This is a genomic window from Pseudomonas neuropathica (assembly GCF_051174785.1).
Lineage (GTDB): Bacteria > Pseudomonadota > Gammaproteobacteria > Pseudomonadales > Pseudomonadaceae > Aquipseudomonas > Aquipseudomonas neuropathica_A.
Genome location: NZ_CP195111.1, coordinates 1,950,967 through 1,971,357, shown reverse-complemented (window position 1 = coordinate 1,971,357; position 20,391 = coordinate 1,950,967). Strand labels below are relative to the sequence as shown.

Below are 20,391 nucleotides of genomic sequence, written 5' to 3'. Positions count from 1 at the left end.
ACGCCATGACCGAAGCCATCCTGCTGGAACGCGAACGCGGTTTATTGACCCTGCGCCTCAACCGCCCGGACAAGAAGAACGCCCTGACTCGGGCCATGTACAGCCGCCTCGCTGAGGCGTTGAAACAGGCTGACAACGACTCTGAAATCAACGCCGTGCTGATCACCGGCAGCGCCGAATGCTTCACCGCCGGCAACGACATCGCCGACTTTATCCAGCAACCGCCGAGCGATCTCGACAGCCCGGTGTTTCACTTCATGCTCAATCTGCTTGAATGCCGCAAACCAGTGATTGCCGCTGTGGCCGGCGCAGCGGTGGGCATCGGCACCACGTTGTTACTGCACTGTGATCTGGTTTACGTGGCCCGCGATGCGCGTTTGCGCATGCCGTTCGTTAATCTCGGTTTATGCCCGGAGTTTGGCTCCAGCCTGATCCTGCCGCGTTTGCTCGGGCAGGCCAAAGCGGCGGAGCTTCTGTTACTGGGCGAAGGCTTTACCGGTGAACAGGCTGCGCAGTGGGGGATTGCCACCGAAGCATTGGGTAGCGGCGCTGCGGCGCTCAGCAAGGCGCGGGAAATGGCGCTGCGTTTCGATGAGTTACCGGCCGAAGCGGTGCGCATCAGCAAGCAATTGATGAAGGCGCCGGATCGCGAGTTGATTCGTGAGGTGATCGAGGAGGAGGGCGTCCTGTTCACCCAGCGCCTTCGTTCGCCAGAAGCATTGGCGGCGTTGACCGGGTTTATCAAACGGCATTGAAAAGCCAACCCTCATCGGAACGCCGCCCGCCCAGCCCTCTCCCAGAGGGAGAGGGCTGGGGTGAGGTTAATGCGTTATCCATCGACTTGAAAGAACCGGTCGGATTCAGCGCTGAGCTATCAGGTCGGTGCAATTCTGCAATATCCCTCAATCGGTTCCCTCTCCCTCTGGGAGAGGGCTAGGGTGAGGGGCTTTCGATTCAACGCAGACAACAAAAAGCCCCGGCACTCACATGCCGGGGCTCTTGTTTTTCAGCGCGTCACTCAGACCTGCGGGTCGCCAACGTGCAGGATCTTCATGCCGTTGGTGCCGCCGGTGGTGTGGTAGCTGTCGCCCTTGGTCAGGATGACCCAGTCGCCTTTTTCCACAACGCCGCGCTTGACCAGCTCGTCGATCGCCTTTTGGCTGACTTCGTGCGGTTCCAGCGAAGCCGGGTCGAACGGTACGGTGTACACGCCACGGAACATCGCTGCGCGCGCCTGAGTTTCACGGTGCGGCGAGAACGCATAGATCGGCACCGAGGAACGGATGCGCGACATGATCAGCGGGGTGTAGCCACTTTCGGTCAGGGCGATGATCGCTTTGACGCCCGGGAAGTGGTTGGCGGTGTACATGGTCGCCAGCGCGATGCTTTCGTCGCAGCGGGTGAATTCCTTGCCGATACGGTGGCTGGAGGTTTTGCCGGTCGGGTGCTTTTCAGCGCCGACGCAGATGCGCGCCATCGCCTGCACGGCTTCCAGCGGGTACTGGCCAGCGGCGGATTCGGCCGAGAGCATCACGGCGTCGGTGTAGTCGAGCACGGCGTTGGCCACGTCGGACACTTCGGCGCGGGTCGGCATCGGGTTCTGGATCATTGACTCCATCATCTGGGTCGCCACGATTACAGCCTTGTTGTGGCGGCGTGCGTGCAGAATGATTTTCTTCTGAATACCCACCAACTCGGCGTCGCCGATTTCCACACCGAGGTCACCACGGGCAACCATCACCGCGTCGGACGCCTTGATCAGGCCGTCGAGGGTTTCGTCGTCGGCCACGGCTTCGGCACGTTCGATCTTCGCCACCAGCCAGGCGGTGCCGCCGGCTTCGTCGCGCAGTTGACGGGCGTATTCCATGTCGGCAGCGTCACGTGGGAAGGACACCGCGAGGTAGTCGACTTCCATTTCGGCGGCGAGCTTGATGTCGGCCTTGTCTTTTTCAGTCAGGGCTGGTGCGGTCAGGCCGCCACCGCGACGGTTGATGCCTTTGTGGTCGGACAGCGGGCCGCCGATGGTCACGGTGCAATGCAATTCTGTTGCGGTGGCGGTATCAACGCGCATCACCACACGGCCGTCGTCGAGCAGCAGCTCGTCGCCCACGCCGCAGTCCTTGACCAGGTCCGGGTAGTCGATGCCGACCACTTGCTGGTTACCTTCGGTCAGAGGATGGCTGGTGGAGAAGGTGAACTGGTCACCGATCTTCAGCTCGATCTTCTTGTTGGCGAATTTGGCGATACGGATTTTCGGGCCTTGCAGGTCACCGAGCAGGGCGACGAAGCGACCGTGCTTGGCAGCGAGGTCACGCACCAGCTTCGCGCGAGCCTTGTGCTCGTCGGGGGTGCCGTGGGAGAAGTTCAGACGGGCAACGTCCAGACCAGCCAGAATCAGCTGTTCGAGAACTTCCGGCGAGTTACTGGCCGGGCCAAGGGTAGCGACGATTTTGGTACGACGGACGGACATGCAAAGACTCCTGAGTTCAAGCGCTAGCGAAGGCTACTATGCTCGAAGGGTGTAGTCATTGTTCGTTTGCACTACTTAATGGTTTCTTTATTGAACCGGCAACTTTGGGACAAACGCGCCTGAAGATTTCTCGGCAAGGGTCGATAAAGAGCACAAGACAGGAGAACCCTCATGCGATTCGTACCCATTGCCGCCCTTGCCCTCAGCGTCCTCGCCGTCACGGGCTGCACCCGTTGGTCGATGAACCATCATTTGAACAACGCCTACAGCGCCTATGACCGCGGCAACTGCGAGCAGGTCATGCTCGAACTGTCCAAGGTCGAACGCGCCAGCCGCGCCCGCCCGTACGTATGGCCGGAAGTGTCGATGATGCGCGGCCAGTGCCTGGAACGGCAGAAAATGTTTGTCGACGCGGCGCAGACCTATCAGTTCATCATCGCCTCGTACCCGAACAGCGAATACGCCTACCGCGCCCGCGCGCGTCTGGAAACCTTGCAGAGCCTGGGTCATTACCCGACACGCAGTGCCGCTGCGGTGGTGCGCCCGACCCGTTTCTGATGACAGTTGTCATACAAAATCTGGCCGTGTGTACAAGCTGAGCTATAGTCGAATAACCTGGGTTTAGAGCCGAATCTGTAAACCCGGAGCAACACCTGCGACTGGCAAGTGGTCAGGTGACGGCGACGTAGCGACCGTCACACCGGAAGCGGGGAGAGCGGGCCTGCGACACAGGCACGTTCCGAAGCAAAGGTGCGGCTCTGTGACGGAGCCTTGCATGGCGAACTGCGCATGTTTACCGAACGGATCGAACGGCATCAGTTGCCGTATTTCCTCAGAGTGTTCAACAGCGTTACCGATAAACCCATCGGTTTTCTCGGTAACGTGTCCGCAGACGGGCTGATGCTGATCAGCCAGTTGCCGATGATGGTCGGGGTGGATTTTCAATTACGTCTGAAAATCCCCGCCACCGATGGCTGCCAACAGGTGATCGACTTCACCGCGTGCTGCGTGTGGTGCCATGAAGACGCCACGCCGCTGCATTATGACGCCGGCTTCGTTCTGCAACGCGCCCCGCCGGAATTTGGTGAGCTGGTGCAGGCATTGCAGCGTTATTTCAGTTTTCAGCCGTTGCCGGCCTCTGCCTGATTCAAACCCGCTAAAGCTTCGCGAGCAAGCTCGTTCCCACAGCGATTGCATTTCAACTGATGCAGTGCGGCCACGTGGGAGCGAGCCTTCAATCACCCGCTCGTTATCCAGCACCTTCTCCACCAGCAACAAACCCATCTCACTCAATTGACAGATCGCCAGCACCAGATGCCGCGGCTTATCGTCCAGGCAATCGGCCAAGTCGAGCAGCAGGATGCTGACCGAAGAAAGGTTTCGTAGGTTTAAGTGCCCATCGCTGAGCGGGTATGGGAATACCCGACTGGATGACGCTCGTACCGCTGGTCGGGACTGTCAGAGTTGACAGGTGCGCCCTCTTGCAATCGTCGATTAACTGGTATCGGAAAGTTCTGGTACTCATTAGGGCTCCATCATGGACAGTGAATCGAACGACGACAATAAAGCCACAGGCGGTCAGCCTAATATAGAAACGACAGAAGTTTCGGGGTATTCGGAAGTTGAAGTTTCGGGTGCTCTTTTAGTAATAAGAGCATTTCGCGAGCCACAATTAAAAGCAGTATTTGATATCGGTGCCGACTATGTCGCACCGGTGCTCGGTCCCATAAAAGAAATAGAAGTGCATGCTTATGATCAATTTAGTAATCATTATTACGCTATCACTCGAAGAGCGCACGATGGGCATTTTATTACCGATCCAGTAACATTCGAATCTGGCAGTTGGCGAAGAAAAGGGCCTAACGCACTTCATTATCGGTATAGACAGCTCTTCGGGTGGAGTGAATGGTACGATACTGGCTGGTTCTATCTTACGGATCGCCCCGTTATCTATCGTCCGACTACTGTATATACATCAAGCTTTGTGACAATCAGGGGAGGCGCTGAACCGTACTCGAACGTACTCTTGTCTACGCAGAATGGCGTAGTATGGGGTGACGTCAGCATTCCCGCTTCTGGGGGGTTTTCGATTGGTTCTAAAAAACTGGATCAATCAAATTACAGCATGTCTGCAGTTTGCTATGTGCCAGGTTATCGGTTTGGTGTGTATTCGGATATTTATGATTTTTCGGTAATTTTACCTCCCGTTATTTCGGGAATCACTCCCCCTAACAGTAGCCATCCAGTTATTTTCGGTAGTACTGGTTTGCCAGGCGCTACTATCGACGTGCGAATAAGGGATACCGATATCTATCTGTTTAAAGATGCATTGGTCGACAACAGCGGCAACTGGCGCGCGACCAGCACTTACACTTTTCAAGCGATAGGCAGTTATCCCCTTGTCGCTTGTCAGCGTTTACGCGGTACCGTCACCGATGCGGGCCCCGTTTTGATTTATTCTTATCGTCTCCCACCCATCATCCTCGGTCCAGCGCCGTTGCAAGGGCAGTCCTTCATTCTGGAAGGAAATCGCGGTCTGGAGCAGGCTCAATTGAAGGTATACCGGGATCAGGAGAACAGTCCGGTTTATGGCACGGGGATGGTGACGGAAATTAGCGGTAGCTGGACAGTACAGGTCAGCAAGATCCCGCCCGGGCCGATCAGCCTGGTTGTCGAACAATACGTCCCAGCCTATACAGTCCGCAGTGAGGCCCGCCTCTTTAAAATTCGCCCTCCAAAACTGGAACAACCCACGATTGTCTTTCCAAACGACACCTCAGTGAAGTTCTCTGGCAAAGGCCACTACGACCCGGCCCGCCCGACGCGGATTCAATTCATCGTCGAGAGCGGCCAGGGTACTGCTCCCCCTGTTGCCATCGTAAAAGCGGATTGCACTTGGGAAACCACCGCGACGGGCTGGGAGCTGGGCATTCGCACGCTCGTGATCACTCAACAGATTGCCGATAGCCCCAGTGGCTGGATCGACTCGCTGCCCTGCAAATTCACGGTCAACAAGGTGTTGCCCGATATCACCGACGTGCAATACACCCAGGACTACCAGCCGACGTTCACTGGGCAAGGCTTCAATGGGGCCACGGTGCAGTTGCGCAAACCCAATAGCGGCGATTTTGAGGCGCCCCCCGCAGATGTTGCGGGCGGCCAATGGTCAAGCACGGCGTCTACAGTTTGGGGACCCTCATTCGAGCGTCAAGTCCACATCAAACAATATCTGGGGGATCAGTCGTCACCCACTTGGTTCGTTCTCAAAGTCATCATTCCCCCGTTAGCTCCCGGTGTGGATGCCCCACCCGAAGAGGGACTCACGCCGACTTTCAGCGGTAGTTGCTGGCCTGACGCGGTGGTGAAAATCAAGTTCAGTGATAGTGAGGCCATTTTTGACGCGACGGTTAGCGGAGATATCTGGAGCTTTAAACGCCCCGATCCGTTCACTGGAGGTGTGACTTACACCATCGAAGCAATCCAGGCTGTCGCCGGACAGCCATCGGAACCTGCATGCAGAACCTTTTCGGTGTACCGGGAGCTACTTCAACCTGTCATTAAAACCCCCCTGCCAGATGAGGAAACCGATAGCGACCTGACGGTTACCGGTGACAACGGTTTGTCTGGCGCGTCGATGCAGTTGTGGGATGCCCGGGACAATAAGTCCTTGGGCAGCCCCGTCATTTTGGTTGAGGACGGTCTTTGGTCCATCGCTCTCTCCGGACTGGCAGTTGACAGGTGGTACATCAGCGCTCAGCAGACGCTCAACAATCGGCCGTCAGAACACAGTGATGTCCGCGAATTCAACGTTGTGGTCATGCCTCCCGAATTCTGCAATCCGCTACCGGACAGCGATCTGCCGCGTACTTCTACGCTTTCGGGCAAGGGCCGGCCGGGGGCACTGGTCACCGTTTGGAGCGAGGGGCTCGCTGAGCCATTGTTGCGTGATGTCCTGATCGGTCCGAACGGTTTCTGGGACGGCAGCGTTACGTTGGCAGTGGGCGATAAGGTCATCTGGGCTAACCAGACCTTCGAGGGCAAAACGTCAAAACCGAGCCCTGAGGTGTCGTGCAGGTTCGTGCCCCATGCGGTACTGCCTGAATCACCCACTCCGCAAGAACACCTTGGCAATGCAGTGACAGTGTCCGGGTTCGCTGTTCCTGGCGACCAGATCACGCTGATGCGGGGGGCGACAGAATTGGGGCAAACGCCGGTACTTGCCGACGGGAGCTGGTCAATCACCGCAACGCTGGAGCCACCTGACGGGGCTGTCACGTTGAGCACAGTGGCCTCGTGCGGTGAATTTCCTTCAGCTCCGAGCGAATGGGTGAGTCAGGTCGGTCTTTATCTACCCGCGTTCACGAAGCCTGAGGCCGGCCATTGGGTTTCACCCATGGTCACGTTCACAGGATTGGGTAATCCGGGAGTGGGAAAACTGATGGCTTGGTACAACCCCGATGTGGTGCTTGCTGCCTCCGTTACGGTCACTGCGGCTGGCTGGATGGCCCGGCCGCCGGAGCCGCTCGCAGGAGGGGCTCAATGGTGTCGGTTCGAGCAAACGTTCAGCACCGGTACGCCGATATCGGACTGCTCCGAAAGCGGACGTTTCGATGTGGGGGGCGAGACGTCAGGTGATTCCTGATGGGTATATCCGACGAACGGCCATAAAACCTGTCATTTATGACAGTAGACGGGGGCTGTTCCGGGGCGCTGAATAGCGTGTATCAACCCCTGTCGTCAAGGCTTTGCACCACCGTGCATTGATTGTTCGAGGACTGCCTGTATGGCCAAGAAACCCATCGTGAAACGCCCCAGCCTGGATCTGTTCGAGCAGGTATTTGGCAAGCAACAGAATCTCGAGAATCTTTCCGAGCTGAGATCGTATCTGGAACGTGGTGATTCCATTTTTCCATTGGTGGAAAAGGGGCCCGAGCGTTTGGCCCGTGACTTCACGATCGATATTGAGGACGCACGCAAGTTTCTGCGTCGGGCCAACGCCCTGGCGTCGTACTTGCGCCGTCAGTTTCTCGAGCAATCGTTGACTGGCCAGCTGAAGCCTCTACCGCGCGATCCGGTTGGTTTTGCAACGGGGCCCAGCTACGAGCGGTTATTTCCCACAGATTTTGAGAAATTCGCACCGGTCGGTGCTCTGGAAGATGCCACGGGAGTGACGGCCTATATGGTCCAGCTCTGGAAATGGATCGGGAACAACATAGAGGAATATGGCGATAATGATCCATTAAACGGCAAGTTTCCAATTCATACGCGTCGGACCGACATCAAAGAATTATCCATTGATGACAATGCGATGCACCAAACGATTTCTGCCGTCGACATCATCGTCAAGGTACTGGAAGCGTTCATCGCCAAGAACATTGGAACGCTGGATCTGGAAGACGCAATGATCCAGCGGCGTTATCCGAATGGTTTGCCGTATTACAAGCATTGGGCAACCATCAATGCGGTCGTCGGTCATCACGGTCTGTCGGTAGGACATTTTGCACGCTGGGTAGATCCGGCTTACCCCAACTTTCTTCAGCCGGACGCCTGGGATGCCGATGCCGGTCGGGCATTGGCACACGCTTCGCGGTTGGGGCCGTTTCAGCGAGCATTGCTGATCCAGGCTCCCGTGGAGGATGCCGACCAAAAAGACTTTTATTCAAAGAACTACGGTACCGATGAGGTGACTTGGCAGAACCTCAACCAAGTGGAGTTTTTCGGTCAGAAAACCAAAATGAATGCCGAAGAAGTCGAGGCCTTCCTGTCGATCCGTCGTTACGCGCCGACACGATCAGATAACGTGAAAATCTACGCGCCTGTCGCTACGCAGGAAAGCGAGCGTTCCGGTTCTGTCTTCATCAACGGAGGCACAGCACCGGCCATCAATGTCAATTACGACAGTGCCTCGATTCTGCATCGATTGAGCGAAGCCCCCGAAAACCCTGGGCGCTACGACCGGATGAATCGCAAGCGGCGTCTGGATCTATGGCTGCGGCTGCCTCCCGAGGAGGTAGATGCACTGCTGGTGGCCGCTTCGACTGCCGAAGGTCGGGAGGATAACTGGATTACTGTTAATGGGGTGCATGCGCTGGGGCTGTTCCAGACCTTGCGTGAAGGATTCGGATGCAAGGCTGCGGATTTCGCGGTGTTTATCGGCAAGCTTTCGATCTATGGACGCGGTCAGGCGCCGTCACAGTTTGATCAGGTGTTCAACAATGGCTTGGGGAACTACCGCGAGCCGTTTCTCCTGGATAACGGCACGTTTCCAGTACGACCGGAGCAGGATGTGCCGAATCTCACGGTCACTCGCATCTGCAGTGCGCTGGAAATCGACCTGCAAACTTACCAGTATCTGGCGCTGGCGATTGCCCGCGCCCATAACCGAACCGACACGCTGCTGCGCAGCCACGACATTCTGTCGGCGTTTTATCGACTGGTGAAATTGCCACGTCTGTTGAACATGACGCCCGTTGAAGGTTTGTTGATGCTCATGGTGCTGGGAGGGGAGGCATGGGCTGACGGTCTGGCGGGCATTCCGGTGATCAAGGAAGTTCGCGATACCGTCCCTGACGTGTTGAACCTTGTTTCGGCACTGGTGGCCTGTCGCTACTGGTGCCAGACCCGCGATTTGCCGGTGTTGTGGATGCTGCAACACGTGGCGGTTCCACAGGTAAGCAACGCAGTGTCCGAGCCTGAGCTGCGGCTTTTCGAGCAAATCCGCAGCTTGCTGAACGAGGCACTGTTGACCCATACCGCGTTCTTGTCAGCCGGTGTGCCAGCGCTGATTGGCAGGGACTGGAGAGACTTGATGTCTTCGTTGACAGACCCCTTGGGTCTGGTGAAGTCCCACGATGGCTCGGAGGCCGAGTATCGGGCATTTGCCCGGGAGGAACTCGACAAGGCAGTCAGGGAAGGGTTGAGAGAAAATGATGTCTCCGTGCGTGCCCCGATCGTCGAGGTCATGCTCACGGTTTTGCTGCAGGCGCGTGATGCGCAGATCTCGGTCGTCAGCGAAAGTATGGCGGTGTTTACCGGGCTGGACGCCGAGGGGGCACTGCGGGTATTGAGCTGGGCGAAATCGACCGTTTATGAGTTGCTGACGAGGATTGTCGAACGCCTGGCCGAGGACATGCTGCTGTCACCCACTTCACGCAACGAGCGTCTTGATCCTCTGTTCACGTTGCTGGCTGACGTGCGTCGGCGCAGTGCTGTCGTGGCAGAACTGGATCTGACCCTCGAAACACTCAACGATCTGCTCGATTACGGAATCACCCACTGGTGGCAGCAAGACGATCTCCATGCCTTCACTCTGGCGACGCTGTATTACCTGACGGTTCTGACGCACGCCTTCGAGATCAGCAAACAGCCGCATACCGAGTTGCTGGAGTATCTGCGGCAGATCAATGAGCTGGGTGATCCCGCTGATTTGTCTAAGGATGCCCTGCGCCTGGTACAAGAGGCATCCGAAGCATGGCTGGCACGGTTTTTCGATTGGAGCGAGCAGGAGGTGCGCGAGTGTCTCGGGCGAATCGACCCGGAGCACCGGCTCTTGAAAGACCTTAAGCAACTGGATTTGCTGATCCGGATGCGGGAGCTGGCCAGTCATACCAAAATGGATGCGTCGACGATCTTCCAGTTGGGGATGTTGCCGGAAACCGTCGAGAAGCCAGCTTACAAAAATGCCGCCGAACACGCCTTGTCGAGTCTGTCTGAAACGGCGGCGCCGGCTCGTCCATCCGACGAGCTTCGTGCGTCGCTGGTCGACATGCGGATCCTGCCGAATAACACCGATGTGATCGCCGGCAGTACTGGCACGATCGTTTTCACTATCACGTTGACAGACCAGGACGGCAAGGCTCTCAGCGGAGTGGTCATTCAGGGGCAGGCCAGCCTCGGCACGCTCGTTATCGGGAAAACCAGTCCCATCGGTGTCGCCACGGCAACGTACACGCCCGGGAAAGTCATGGGTAGCGAACGTCCGCTGTTCCGGGTTTCTCTGACTCCGTGGCAGGAAGGGCCTCTGATCCAGTTGACCGAAGACGTCCTGAAACTGGATTTCCCGCCGCATTTCATGTCCAGAGTGCCGGTGAAGCCCGTACTGGCGGGACAAGCGGTGGAATTGTCCGCCGTGCTCATGGACCGCCACGGCAATCTGGGCAAGAGCAGGCGGGTGCGCTGGACTGCGCTGCCCATTGGCGATGGCCCCTCGCTGCACGTCGAGGCGCAGATCTCGCCTGACTCGGGCCTCACCACTCAGGAAGGTATCGCACGGGCAGTTGTCTCCAGCACTACGGGGGGAACATTCAAGTGCACTGTGACCTCGGACTCCAGCGGCGTGAGTGTGGATTTCGAACCGATCGAATTTGCCGCTGACGTTGTTTCTGAGTGACGTCCGACGTTCGCACAGCCCGTGTGACAGGAGAAAGGATCATGAGCCAAAGCATCATCAACAATTTGCTGGAGCAGCGTCGCACTGCACTGACAGAGTTTTGTCTCGGTTACTTCGGCGAACGCCCTGGCAGGTTCAATATCATCAAAAATGCTGACCACCTGAATGACTTGCTGCGTCTGGATTCGCTCGACAGCCACAAGGTGCCCGGCGCGTTTGGCGCCGAGGCAATCAGTTGTGCGCAGAAATTCATCAATGCCGCCTACCGCAAGCTTGAACCGGGGTATTTGAGAACAGAGTTCCCCGAAGACGATCTGAAACGCTGGGAACTGTACAGAAGTTATTCGGACTGGTCGGCACTGATGCAACTGCTCATCTATCCGGAAAACTACATGACACCTTTCGTGCGGCCACGCACGACTCGTTTGTTCCAGACGCTGATGACCGACCTGAACCAGACACGGCTGAGCAGCGATTCGGTGCTGGTTGCCTTGCGCAACTATCTGAAGTCCTTTGAGGAAACCTGCAATCTGGAAGTCATCAGTGCCTTTTTGCATGGCAGCGCAGCGGTGGATGGGCGCTATTTCTTTGTCGGCCGTGAGCGAGTGGCGCCTTACCGATATTTCTGGCGCGAAGCGCAGATCGAGCTGACGTCGACCTGTACCGATGTCAATCCAGCGGCCTGGGGGGAGTGGGAAGGCATCGATGTGGGGGTTACCAACCGCGTACTGGATATGCGTCCGATATTCTGGGGCGGGCGACCTTGTCTGGTCTGGGCTGAGCTCTCGGACATACTCGGGGAAAAAGGTAAGGAGGGTTACGTCCCCTACAAGTTGAGTATCAACCTCGCTTTCAGATCGCAGAACGGCGACTGGTCGCCCGCAATAAACCTGCAAAGTCATTCGATTGACAATCCGCCGGTAGCTGGCAATCACTTGATTGCCACGGTTCGTGTTTCCGAAAGTCATCCCAATGGCTGTCTGGGTGTTTTGTTCGACAACCCTGCTAACGAAGAAACGCATAGGGTGGTGCTCGATGCGCTGTTTCGGCCTGTCCCCACGGATGATGGCAGCTGGCTGGATATTCTGGCAGAACGCTTTACCACTGCTCTGACCGTCCAGCACTCGATGAGTGAGCATGCCTGGCCGAAGAGGGTCGTTACGGTCCCGGCGGCCGGGACGCTGACGGGCTTCTACGAACTGGAAGCCTTCCTCCTGACTCACTCCACGGGCGATATCCTGGCCGTCAGGGGTGTTTGCAAAGCGAATAACACAGGGGCCGAGGAAAAGGTCGGTTTCGATTTGACCTTGACCGGCAATCCCTCAGGGGAAGATCCACCAAAAACCGAGGGCGAATTCTCGGGGCGCGGCGACTGGGCGACCGAATGGTTGATCTATAAGCGTGCTTTCGGTGGATTCACCAGCACTTTCACCTTCACCTTTGGCGCCACCACTGCATCTACAGGCTATGGTCGAAAACAATTCGCGCTGACAATGACGCAAATCGTCGGTTTCGATCCCGCCGAGCTGGAAAAGAACCGGGGTGACGCGGCGCAGTTTCTGGCTTTCAACAAGCCGGGAACATTGCCGCGGGTGCGCCTTAACTCGCTGTTCGGCCCGCAACTGGTGACCCTCGCCAACGGGTCTCTGGACGCCGTACTCGCCTGGGAAACCCAGTTCCTGCCTGAGCCGGCTTCGGAGGCCGGACCGGTCAATGAACCCAACGGTGCATTCAATGGTGCCAACGGTTTGTATTTCTGGGAGCTGTTTTTTCATCTGATCCACCTGGTGGCTATCCGACTTCGTGAAGAGAACCGTTATCGCGAGGCAGAAACCTGGTGGCGCAGGGTGTTCGATCCGCAAGCCATCGCGCAGCCATCAACGCCGTCGCAACCCTCCGACAAACCGGACTATTGGCGATGCCGGCCGTTGAATAGTCAAGGCAATCTCGGGCCTGAGTGCCTGGCCGCGGATGATCCGTATGCCATCAGCTACGCGGCGCCACGGCATTTTCGGATCCTGACATTCATGGAGTTCGTCAATAACCTGATCGAGGAAGGCGACTGGTATTACCGTCAGCAGACGCGGGACAGTCTGGTGATGGCCAAGGGGTGTTATCAACAGGCCCAAGGCTTGATGGGCGATCCGCCTTCGGCGCGTTCGGTAACTGACTGGAAGACACAAACGCTCGGGGCGCTGATTGCGCAAAGCGGTACTCGCCCGGAACTGGAGGCGTTTGAGAAAACCCATGTGTACTCGCTGGCAAACGTCCCGCCCTCAGCCTCTGCGGCACCGGCGATGGGCCTGTTCGCGACGGAGCCATTCAAGCTGCCAACCAATGAGCGCTTGCTGGCTCGATTCCAACTGCCACGACAGCGTCTGCATAACTTGCGTAATTGGCTGAGCATCGATGGCAAGCCGCTGGTACTGGAACTGTATGACGCGCCGGGTGATCCTGCGCAACTTTTGCGCGATCTGGCTGCAGGCGGCAACGCCGGACCAAGGCCTATGGGCGGGCGGGCTCACGTCAACGCCTATAACTGGCGAATGACATTCGACTTGGCAATGCGCTCTGTGCAAGCGCTGCAGGATTATGGCAGTCAAGTGCTTCGATTCATGGAGCAGCGCGATACTGCGCAACAGACAGAAATGCAGCAAAGGCATCTGCTGGAGCAAGGCGAATCGACGAAAGCCATTCAGGACAAAGCCATCGCGCAGATGAATGCGACGCTGACGGCATTGCGCCAAAGCCGCGAAGCCGTACAGCAGCGCGCCGATGGTTACGCCGCGTGGTATGAGGAAAACATCAGTGCCGAGGAATACAAGGTCATGGATGACCTTCATGGCGCCAAACAGCTCAATCAGGCGTCGGTGGCCGTGCAGGCCGCAGCGGGGGCAATTTCGGCCATACCCAAAGTCTTTGGTATGGCCAATGGCAATGCCTTTCCCGAAGGTGTGGCTCATGCCATCGCCCATGGCTTGCAGATTGCCTCTATGGGCAAGCAGGCGGACGCGGAAAAAAGGGCGGTGACCGAAGGGTATCGCCTGCGTCGCCGCGAATGGGGGTTGCAACGCAACCTGGCACTCGCTGAACTGTCGGCTCTGGACGAGCAGATCAATGCGCAGGTGATTGCGGTGGAGGCTGCGCAGGCAAGTCTGCAATTGGTCTTGCTGACCAATCGCCAGTCCTTGGCGTTGTACGACTTCCTTCAGAGACGCAACACCCACAGTCAACTGTATGACTGGCTGCTGGCACAGCTCAAGGCTCTCTACTACCAGGCTTACGATGCAACCAGCAGTCTGTGTATCAACGCTCAGTCGTCACTCAGTGCGCAAACCGGTAATTACGACTCACAGACAGTTTTGCCTCAGGCATGGTCCGAGAAAAATCATGGTTTATTGGCTGCCGAGCAGCTGCGCGGCTACCTGATGCGCATTGAACGCGACCATTTGCAAAGCTTCGAACGGCGTCTGGAACGGGTCAAGATCGTTTCATTACGCCAGCTATTCGATAATCCCAACGAGTCTCAACCTGATGCTCGCAGCTGGGTCGAGGCACATCAAAAACTGCAGACTAATGGCAGGCTGGCATTCAATGTGAGCGAGTTGAACTTCAATCGCGAGCATCCCGGTGAGTACTGCCGTCTGATCCGATCGGTCGAAGTCGACTGCCCGGCATTGGTCGGGCCCTACCAGAGTCTCGGGTTCACTTTGACCCAGACCGGCAGTCGAACCGTTATCCAGCCAGCGCCGCGGGCGGTGGAGTTTCTGCACAATCCCGAAGGCACGACTGCACCTGCCGGCGTGCTGTTCAATACGCGCTCGGGACAACAGATCGGCATTTCCCAAGGCGTTGCGGATGATGGGCGCGTGATGGAAGACCAGGATTCTGGCCTGCTTCGCGCCTTTGAGTGCACCGGCGCTGTTTCCTCATGGGAGATCTATTGCGCGCGGTGGGGCGAAGAGGCGCAGGCTGATGTGATCGCATCGATGACAGACTTGATTGTGACGATCCGTTACACGACCAAGGTCGGTGAGCCGACATTCAGACTGGCCGTGGAAAACCTGGTCACAGAAGCCGAAGCGATTGCTTTGAAGCACCGTGCCGGAAGGAGTCGTAATCATGTTTAATCCTGGCATTCAGGCAGAGCGCAATCTGGTCATCAATGGCAAATTTACGAAGTGGCTCACAGACTGGAATAAGGGACCGGTCAATCCGTCTTATGTTGTAACCAAGGGTGAGATCTACAATGGTCTCCCCATCAATATTCTGTCTGCCCTCGACGGTTCATCCGTTTTTCAAGACATCGCAGTACCCAAGCGTGCCAGTGCAGAGGTCAGGTATGACATCACCTTCCTTTGCGAAATGGATCACGATAAGGAAGGTCTGCTGGAACTCAGTATCGTGGGGGGCACTGAAACGCAGAAAATCCGCTTGGAAGTGGGGGGGCGACGCGATCGAAATGCCGATCGGCTGCGCGAGGAGAACGGCCAGCCTCTAGAGTTCAAACCGCGCAGTTACTCAGTGCCAGTGACGTTGCCGCTTCTGGATACACACGTCCTGAGGGTCACTGTGACCAGTCCGCCCAACGCCGCGGGTGACTACTTCTCGGCGTTACGCATGACCGATATCGACATTCAATTGCACTTGCCGGCGGCGCAGTTGCAGGCACTGCAACTGGATAAGCAAGTATTGCCGCTCAATCGTGCCTTGCCCCTGTGTTTGGGCGCATTCGGTGAGTCTGAGCATCTCTTCAAATGTGTGCATGCGCAGGATGACGCCTGGCAGAACACGCGGGTGTCCTTGAACAGCGAGGATAATCCGCAGGGTGCGATCGAAGTCGATCCGGATTGGGGCAAGGACAAGCCGCTGAATGACACTTGGAGTCTCTCTTGCCCGGACATCGACGGCGAACTCCCCCATCTTTTCAACCTGCGGGTATTGAACGAGTTCAACGCCCCTGTGCTTGAGATTCCGGTCTCACTGGATCACCACCGTGTGAAGATTCTCGAATCCAGAGAGGCGGCGTATTACGTGGTGCTGGAGTATGGCCAATCGACAAGGGTTGGCGTGCGCATCGGTTCGCATTACACCGATAAGGCACTGTCGGGGCGGACGGTCACCTGGAAGGTCGAAGGCACAACCGTAAAAAGTTTGACACCGACCGACCATGAGGGCTGGAGCTGGTTTGAGTACAAACCGCTTGCGGCAGGCGACTTGCGCATTGAGGCCTCGATCGAAAGTCTCTATTACGCCAGCGGCGTCGTGGCTGAAACCTTTGAGGTCACGGTGCTGGAAACCGACCCGTTGAAGGATGTCCGCACGATCGTCGCAGAAGAACAGAAGCAGCCGTGGGAGCAGCAGGGTTACCCCAACAGAGGGACGATCTATGGGTTGCTGATCGAGTTCCCGGAGGTGCTGCACAACACCGAAGTGACGTTGCACTGGGCTGGCGACGCTCCCGAGCAGTTGGGCGTTACCGTCACCCCGCTGCTGGAAACGGCCGTTCCAGTAGGCCCGGAAGGCATGGTCGAGTTTCAGTTCGATAATAAGGACCAACGTGATGGCGATTTTTCTCTGACGTTGTCTTCTTCGCGGTTGTCCAAACGTTCGCTTGCCAAGCCTATGTCGCTGGCGCGCAATGTTGTCAAACCGGGGGATGTGCGTGAGCCTGACAGAACTTGTGTGGTCGATGAAAACGAAAGCGCGCGGATGTGGGTGCAGGTGCTGCATGACACGACCTTCGGCAACGGTGATCCGGTCGAGGGCGCGCTGGTTTTCTGGCAGGCCCCTGATGTAAATATTACGAGGACGTTTACCGGTGCTGACGGTTGGTCCAGTTTCAGTTATCAACCGCTCTCTGCCGGTGACCACCCCGTCAAGGCCACGATCAAGGCTCACGAAGAGGCGCAGCCCAGCGAAAAAAACTTCGTCGTGAAGGCGATTGAAACCAGCCTCTGGAAACAACATGTGCAGATCTTTCTGGATGAGACACCAGTCGACCTTCAGACCCTTGGATTGATCTGCTACCACGGCCAGACACACACACTGAGGATCGAGCCTGTTTCCGGAAGCCCATGGATCGACACCAAAAGCATCACCCTGGACTGGCGAGAGAAGGATCCGCAGATCGGCCTGAAACCGGCCAACCTTGGAAAAGATCTCCTTCTGCCGGCTGAAGGATTGACTTGGAGCCTCTCTTCCAGTGCAACTGACAATATCAGCGGGCTGTTTGAGTTGCGGTTGAAGGCTGACGGCGTTTCAGATGATCGGGAGCTGTCCGGGCGATTCATCAATCCGGACCTGAAGCAGGAAATGAGCCTCAGGCTGGATCGGGTATCGGCAGTACTCGATGGGCATCAGCTATTTCCCTGCCTGGGGGCGGATCATACCTTTACTGTCTGGCCTAATGCGCTGAGTCCACTGGTGGGCCTGTCGATAGAGCTGCAGTGGTCAGGGACGTCTGCCGACGATTTGGGTGCAACCGTGCGTCCTCCCTGGCGGGAGTCTCAAACGTTAGGCGCAGATGGCGCGTCCTGGGAACTCGACTTCACAGGCAGTCCAATAGCAGGCCACTTTGCCCTTGCATTGAACCTGCCGCTACTGGATTTTGACGCCACGGTCACCGCCACACCGATGGTCTTGGGTGATAACGCTTTAAGGTTTAACTACCTGCTTGAATCCCCCGTGGATCCTGTGGTGGGCATTGATAAAGCCTGGACGTGGGTGAATGTGGTTTCGCGCTTTACCCATAAGCCTGTTGCCGATGTGCCCGTGACGTGGTCCGCAGGGGGGGATCCTGTTGAGGTCAATACGGATATCGAAGGAAACTCCGGTTTCGGTCTGTTGCCCACGAGCGCTGATACTCATGTGGTGCAATCGTGGTTGTGGAGCCCCTACGACAATTTCACAGAAGAAAAAAACGTGACCATTCGGCCGTTGCCAGAGGATCCGTGGTCGCAGGTCACGATGAGCATCGACGGCCAGCCCGGTCAGGTCCTGGGTAGCATCACGGGGTTTCCCCGTCGCAATGGCGTGCACAGTATGGTGACGTTCTTCCCGCAGGAATTGGAGGGGCAAGTCGTCCGCCTGGGGCAAACCGGTACTGCGCCATCGGTACTGGGCAATCGCTATGAGCCGGAGCTGGGCGTGGCGCAGGTTGTCACAGGTGGGCTGGCGAGGTTTGCGTTGCGTGCGGGCGACTTGAAGGACGGCAGCTTTGCTCTGCGACTCTCCGCCGAACGGCTGGCACGGCTGTCGCCGGCCAATGCGATGTCGCAGGGTTCCAGCCTGCAGGTTGTCGAGTTTGGTGAGAGCGTTGGTGCAGGCAGAGTGCTTGACTGGGGAGAGGCGCTTGAATGGCAAGTTGAGCTGAAGTCTTCAATCAGCGCAAAAGCGATTCCGGGGATGACGGTGGCGTGGCATGGGGACGGGGTTGACGGTTTGACTTGCGTCTCTGATTTTTATGGTAGGGCGAAAGTACGCTCTATCCCGACCAGGCCAGGATTGAACGATTGGACTGCGACTGTGGGAGCAGGGGAAAGCGCGCGCTCCATCCACTATCAGTTCAGGCTCAATGAACCGCGTAAAGTCAGTGAGCTGACCCCTCTCCAGCCCGGAAGCGATACAGGGGCTCAAGTGGAGTTTCAAGCCCGCGTCGTATCTGCACTCGACGATCAGCCGCTCGGTGATGTTGAAGTCATGTGGAATTACGCAGATAAATTTCTACCCTCGACGCTCACCAACGCTGAGGGGGAGGCTACGGTGCGCTTTACCTTGGGGGCACCCGGTGTGGCTGCCTTGTGTGCATCGGTGAAGGGCGGGTTAGCGGGATGGGACGTCAGGACGTTAATCGTGAATATCGTCGAGTCACGTTATGCGGCCGTCGAGTCGGTTGTCGCTATACCCAATCCGGTTCCGGTCAATCAGTTGGTGGAGATGACAGCGCAGATCGTCGACAAGCAATCCCGAAAACCCATGCCTTTCAGAAAAATTCTGGTGTCACGCAACAATGCCCCCCTTATTGAGGGGCTTACCGACAGTGAGGGGAAATACACCAGCATGGGCCGGCCTGTGCAGGTACCCCAAGTCATGTCTATGACGGTCAAGGTGGAAAATCCTGACGGCTCTTCGGACACTGGCAGCGTACAGGTCGAGGTGGTGAATTGATCAAAGCGCGGCACTGCGTTTCCAGCTGAGATAGAGCGTCACCAGTTCGGCCCCCAACTCCGCGGGCCGGACATCCACCACCGGAACGCCATGAGCACTCAACCGCTCATGGAGTTCTGCCCGTTCATTCAGGTAGTTCACTGTGCCGCAGTAAGCCAACGCTTCGGGCAGTGTTTGCACCGTGGTCTGGCGTAACGTATCCAGCGTCTCTTCGCGCAGACTGGCGACCAGCACCCGATGTTGTGCGCTCAAGCGTTTGACCGCGCTCAGCAGTTCCTCATCGTCCTCATCGCGCAGGTTGGTCACCAGCACCACCAGTGCCCGGCGTTTCTGGCGGCTCAGCAACTGATTGGCGGCGGCCTGAAAATCGGCGGGGCGTTGCGTGCTGTCGAGGTCATAAACCGTGTTGAGCAGCACGTTCAGTTGGCTGCTGCCTTTGACCGGCGCGAGATGGCGTGGCTGCTCGCAGGCGAAGGTACTCAGGCCTACCGCATCGCCCTGACGCAGCGCGACATAACTGAGTAGCAGACAGGCATTGAGCGCGTGGTCGAAGTGCGACAGTTCATCGTCCTGGCTGCGCATGCGTCGGCCGCAATCGAGCAGGAAAATGATTTGCTGGTCGCGCTCGTCCTGATATTCACGGGCAATCGGTGTGCGTTGGCGCGCGGTGGCTTTCCAGTCGATCTGGCGCAGGCTGTCGCCTTCACGGAATTCGCGCAGTTGGTGAAATTCCAGGCCCTGACCGCGACGTTGCCGCTGACGTACGCCGAGCTGGCTGAGCCAGTTGTCCACCGCCAACAGCTCGCCGCCGTAGAGTCGGGCGAAGTCGGGGTAGACGCGGGTCTGATCGCTGACGTTGAGCAGGCGTTTGCCTGACCATAATCCCAAGGGGCTGGGCAGGTTGACTTCGCAGTGGGCAAAGCTGAAATGACCGCGTTTGAGCGGGCGCAGGCGATAGCCGAGCAGGCTGCGCTGGCCGGGTTGCAATTCAATCGCCAGCGGCAGGTTTTCGAAGCTCAAGCCTTCTGGCGGGTGGTCGAACAGTTCAATGTGCATCGGCTCGTTGAAGGCATGTTCGACTTCCAGACGCACCTCACCCCAACGGCCAAGCGCCAGACTGCCGGGCATCTGCCGGGTGATGCGCGGTGTTGGCAGGCGTCGCAGGCGCAGCGCATCGAGCATCGCCAGGGCCAACAGGGCCAGCAGCAATCCCCAGTTGATCGCTATCAGGCTGGCCGGGATGTCGATTTCCAGTGCGCGCAAAGTGCCCAGCGCAACACCGATGACCAGCAGCAATGCCAGCCAGACCAACAGCAGTTTCGACGGTTTCATGCCTTTACTCCCTTTAGGAGCTGCCGAAGGC

General features: G+C 57.4%; 9 protein-coding genes and 1 pseudogene. 7 read left to right on the top strand and 3 right to left on the bottom strand.

Annotated elements, in window-relative coordinates:
* Positions 1 to 5: 5 nt before the first annotated feature.
* Complete coding sequence (locus ACRRSD_RS08940; RefSeq protein ID WP_435037841.1) at positions 6 to 755, top strand: enoyl-CoA hydratase-related protein; 750 nt, start codon at positions 6 to 8, stop codon at positions 753 to 755.
* A gap of 263 nt (positions 756 to 1,018) precedes the next feature.
* Here the strand turns inward: ACRRSD_RS08940 and pyk are convergent, their stop codons facing one another.
* Positions 1,019 to 2,470 carry a pyruvate kinase gene (gene pyk / locus ACRRSD_RS08935; RefSeq protein WP_007916243.1) on the bottom strand — a complete coding sequence of 484 codons (1,452 nt, stop codon included), beginning with the start codon at positions 2,468 to 2,470 and terminating at the stop codon, positions 1,019 to 1,021.
* A 171-nt stretch (positions 2,471 to 2,641) separates the two neighbouring features.
* Between pyk and ACRRSD_RS08930 the strand changes: the two genes are divergently transcribed.
* Positions 2,642 to 3,028: a tetratricopeptide repeat protein gene (locus tag ACRRSD_RS08930; protein WP_007951249.1), complete on the top strand. Its 387-nt coding sequence runs from the start codon at positions 2,642 to 2,644 to the stop codon at positions 3,026 to 3,028.
* 231 nt (positions 3,029 to 3,259) lie between these two features.
* Complete coding sequence (locus ACRRSD_RS08925; protein ID WP_435037840.1) at positions 3,260 to 3,616, top strand: PilZ domain-containing protein; 357 nt, start codon at positions 3,260 to 3,262, stop codon at positions 3,614 to 3,616.
* A gap of 90 nt (positions 3,617 to 3,706) precedes the next feature.
* On the opposite strand, the pseudogene ACRRSD_RS08920 reads toward ACRRSD_RS08925, so the two are convergent.
* A pseudogene (locus ACRRSD_RS08920) lies at positions 3,707 to 3,858 on the bottom strand (DUF6124 family protein); the annotation flags it as partial.
* A gap of 149 nt (positions 3,859 to 4,007) precedes the next feature.
* Between ACRRSD_RS08920 and ACRRSD_RS08915 the strand changes: the two are divergent.
* The 4 genes from ACRRSD_RS08915 (at position 4,008) to ACRRSD_RS08900 (ending at position 19,028) form a co-directional block, all read left to right on the top strand.
* Entirely contained in the window at positions 4,008 to 7,112 is a 3,105-nt protein-coding gene (locus ACRRSD_RS08915; RefSeq protein WP_435037839.1) for a hypothetical protein, read from the top strand.
* A 141-nt stretch (positions 7,113 to 7,253) separates the two neighbouring features.
* Positions 7,254 to 10,859, top strand: coding sequence for a Tc toxin subunit A (locus ACRRSD_RS08910; RefSeq protein WP_435037838.1), 3,606 nt, complete (start codon positions 7,254 to 7,256; stop codon positions 10,857 to 10,859).
* Between the two features lie 41 nt (positions 10,860 to 10,900).
* Positions 10,901 to 14,989, top strand: a complete 4,089-nt coding sequence (locus ACRRSD_RS08905) for a neuraminidase-like domain-containing protein (RefSeq protein ID WP_435037837.1) — start codon at positions 10,901 to 10,903, stop codon at positions 14,987 to 14,989.
* The gene (locus ACRRSD_RS08900) at positions 14,982 to 19,028 is read left to right on the top strand and encodes an Ig-like domain-containing protein (protein ID WP_435037836.1); all 4,047 of its coding nucleotides are present in this window, start codon (positions 14,982 to 14,984) and stop codon (positions 19,026 to 19,028) included. The genes ACRRSD_RS08905 and ACRRSD_RS08900 overlap by 8 nt, the downstream gene beginning before the upstream one ends.
* Here the strand turns inward: ACRRSD_RS08900 and ACRRSD_RS08895 are convergent, their stop codons facing one another.
* Complete coding sequence (locus ACRRSD_RS08895) at positions 19,029 to 20,360, bottom strand: DUF58 domain-containing protein (RefSeq protein ID WP_435037835.1); 1,332 nt, start codon at positions 20,358 to 20,360, stop codon at positions 19,029 to 19,031.
* Between the last annotated feature and the right edge of the window lie 31 nt (positions 20,361 to 20,391).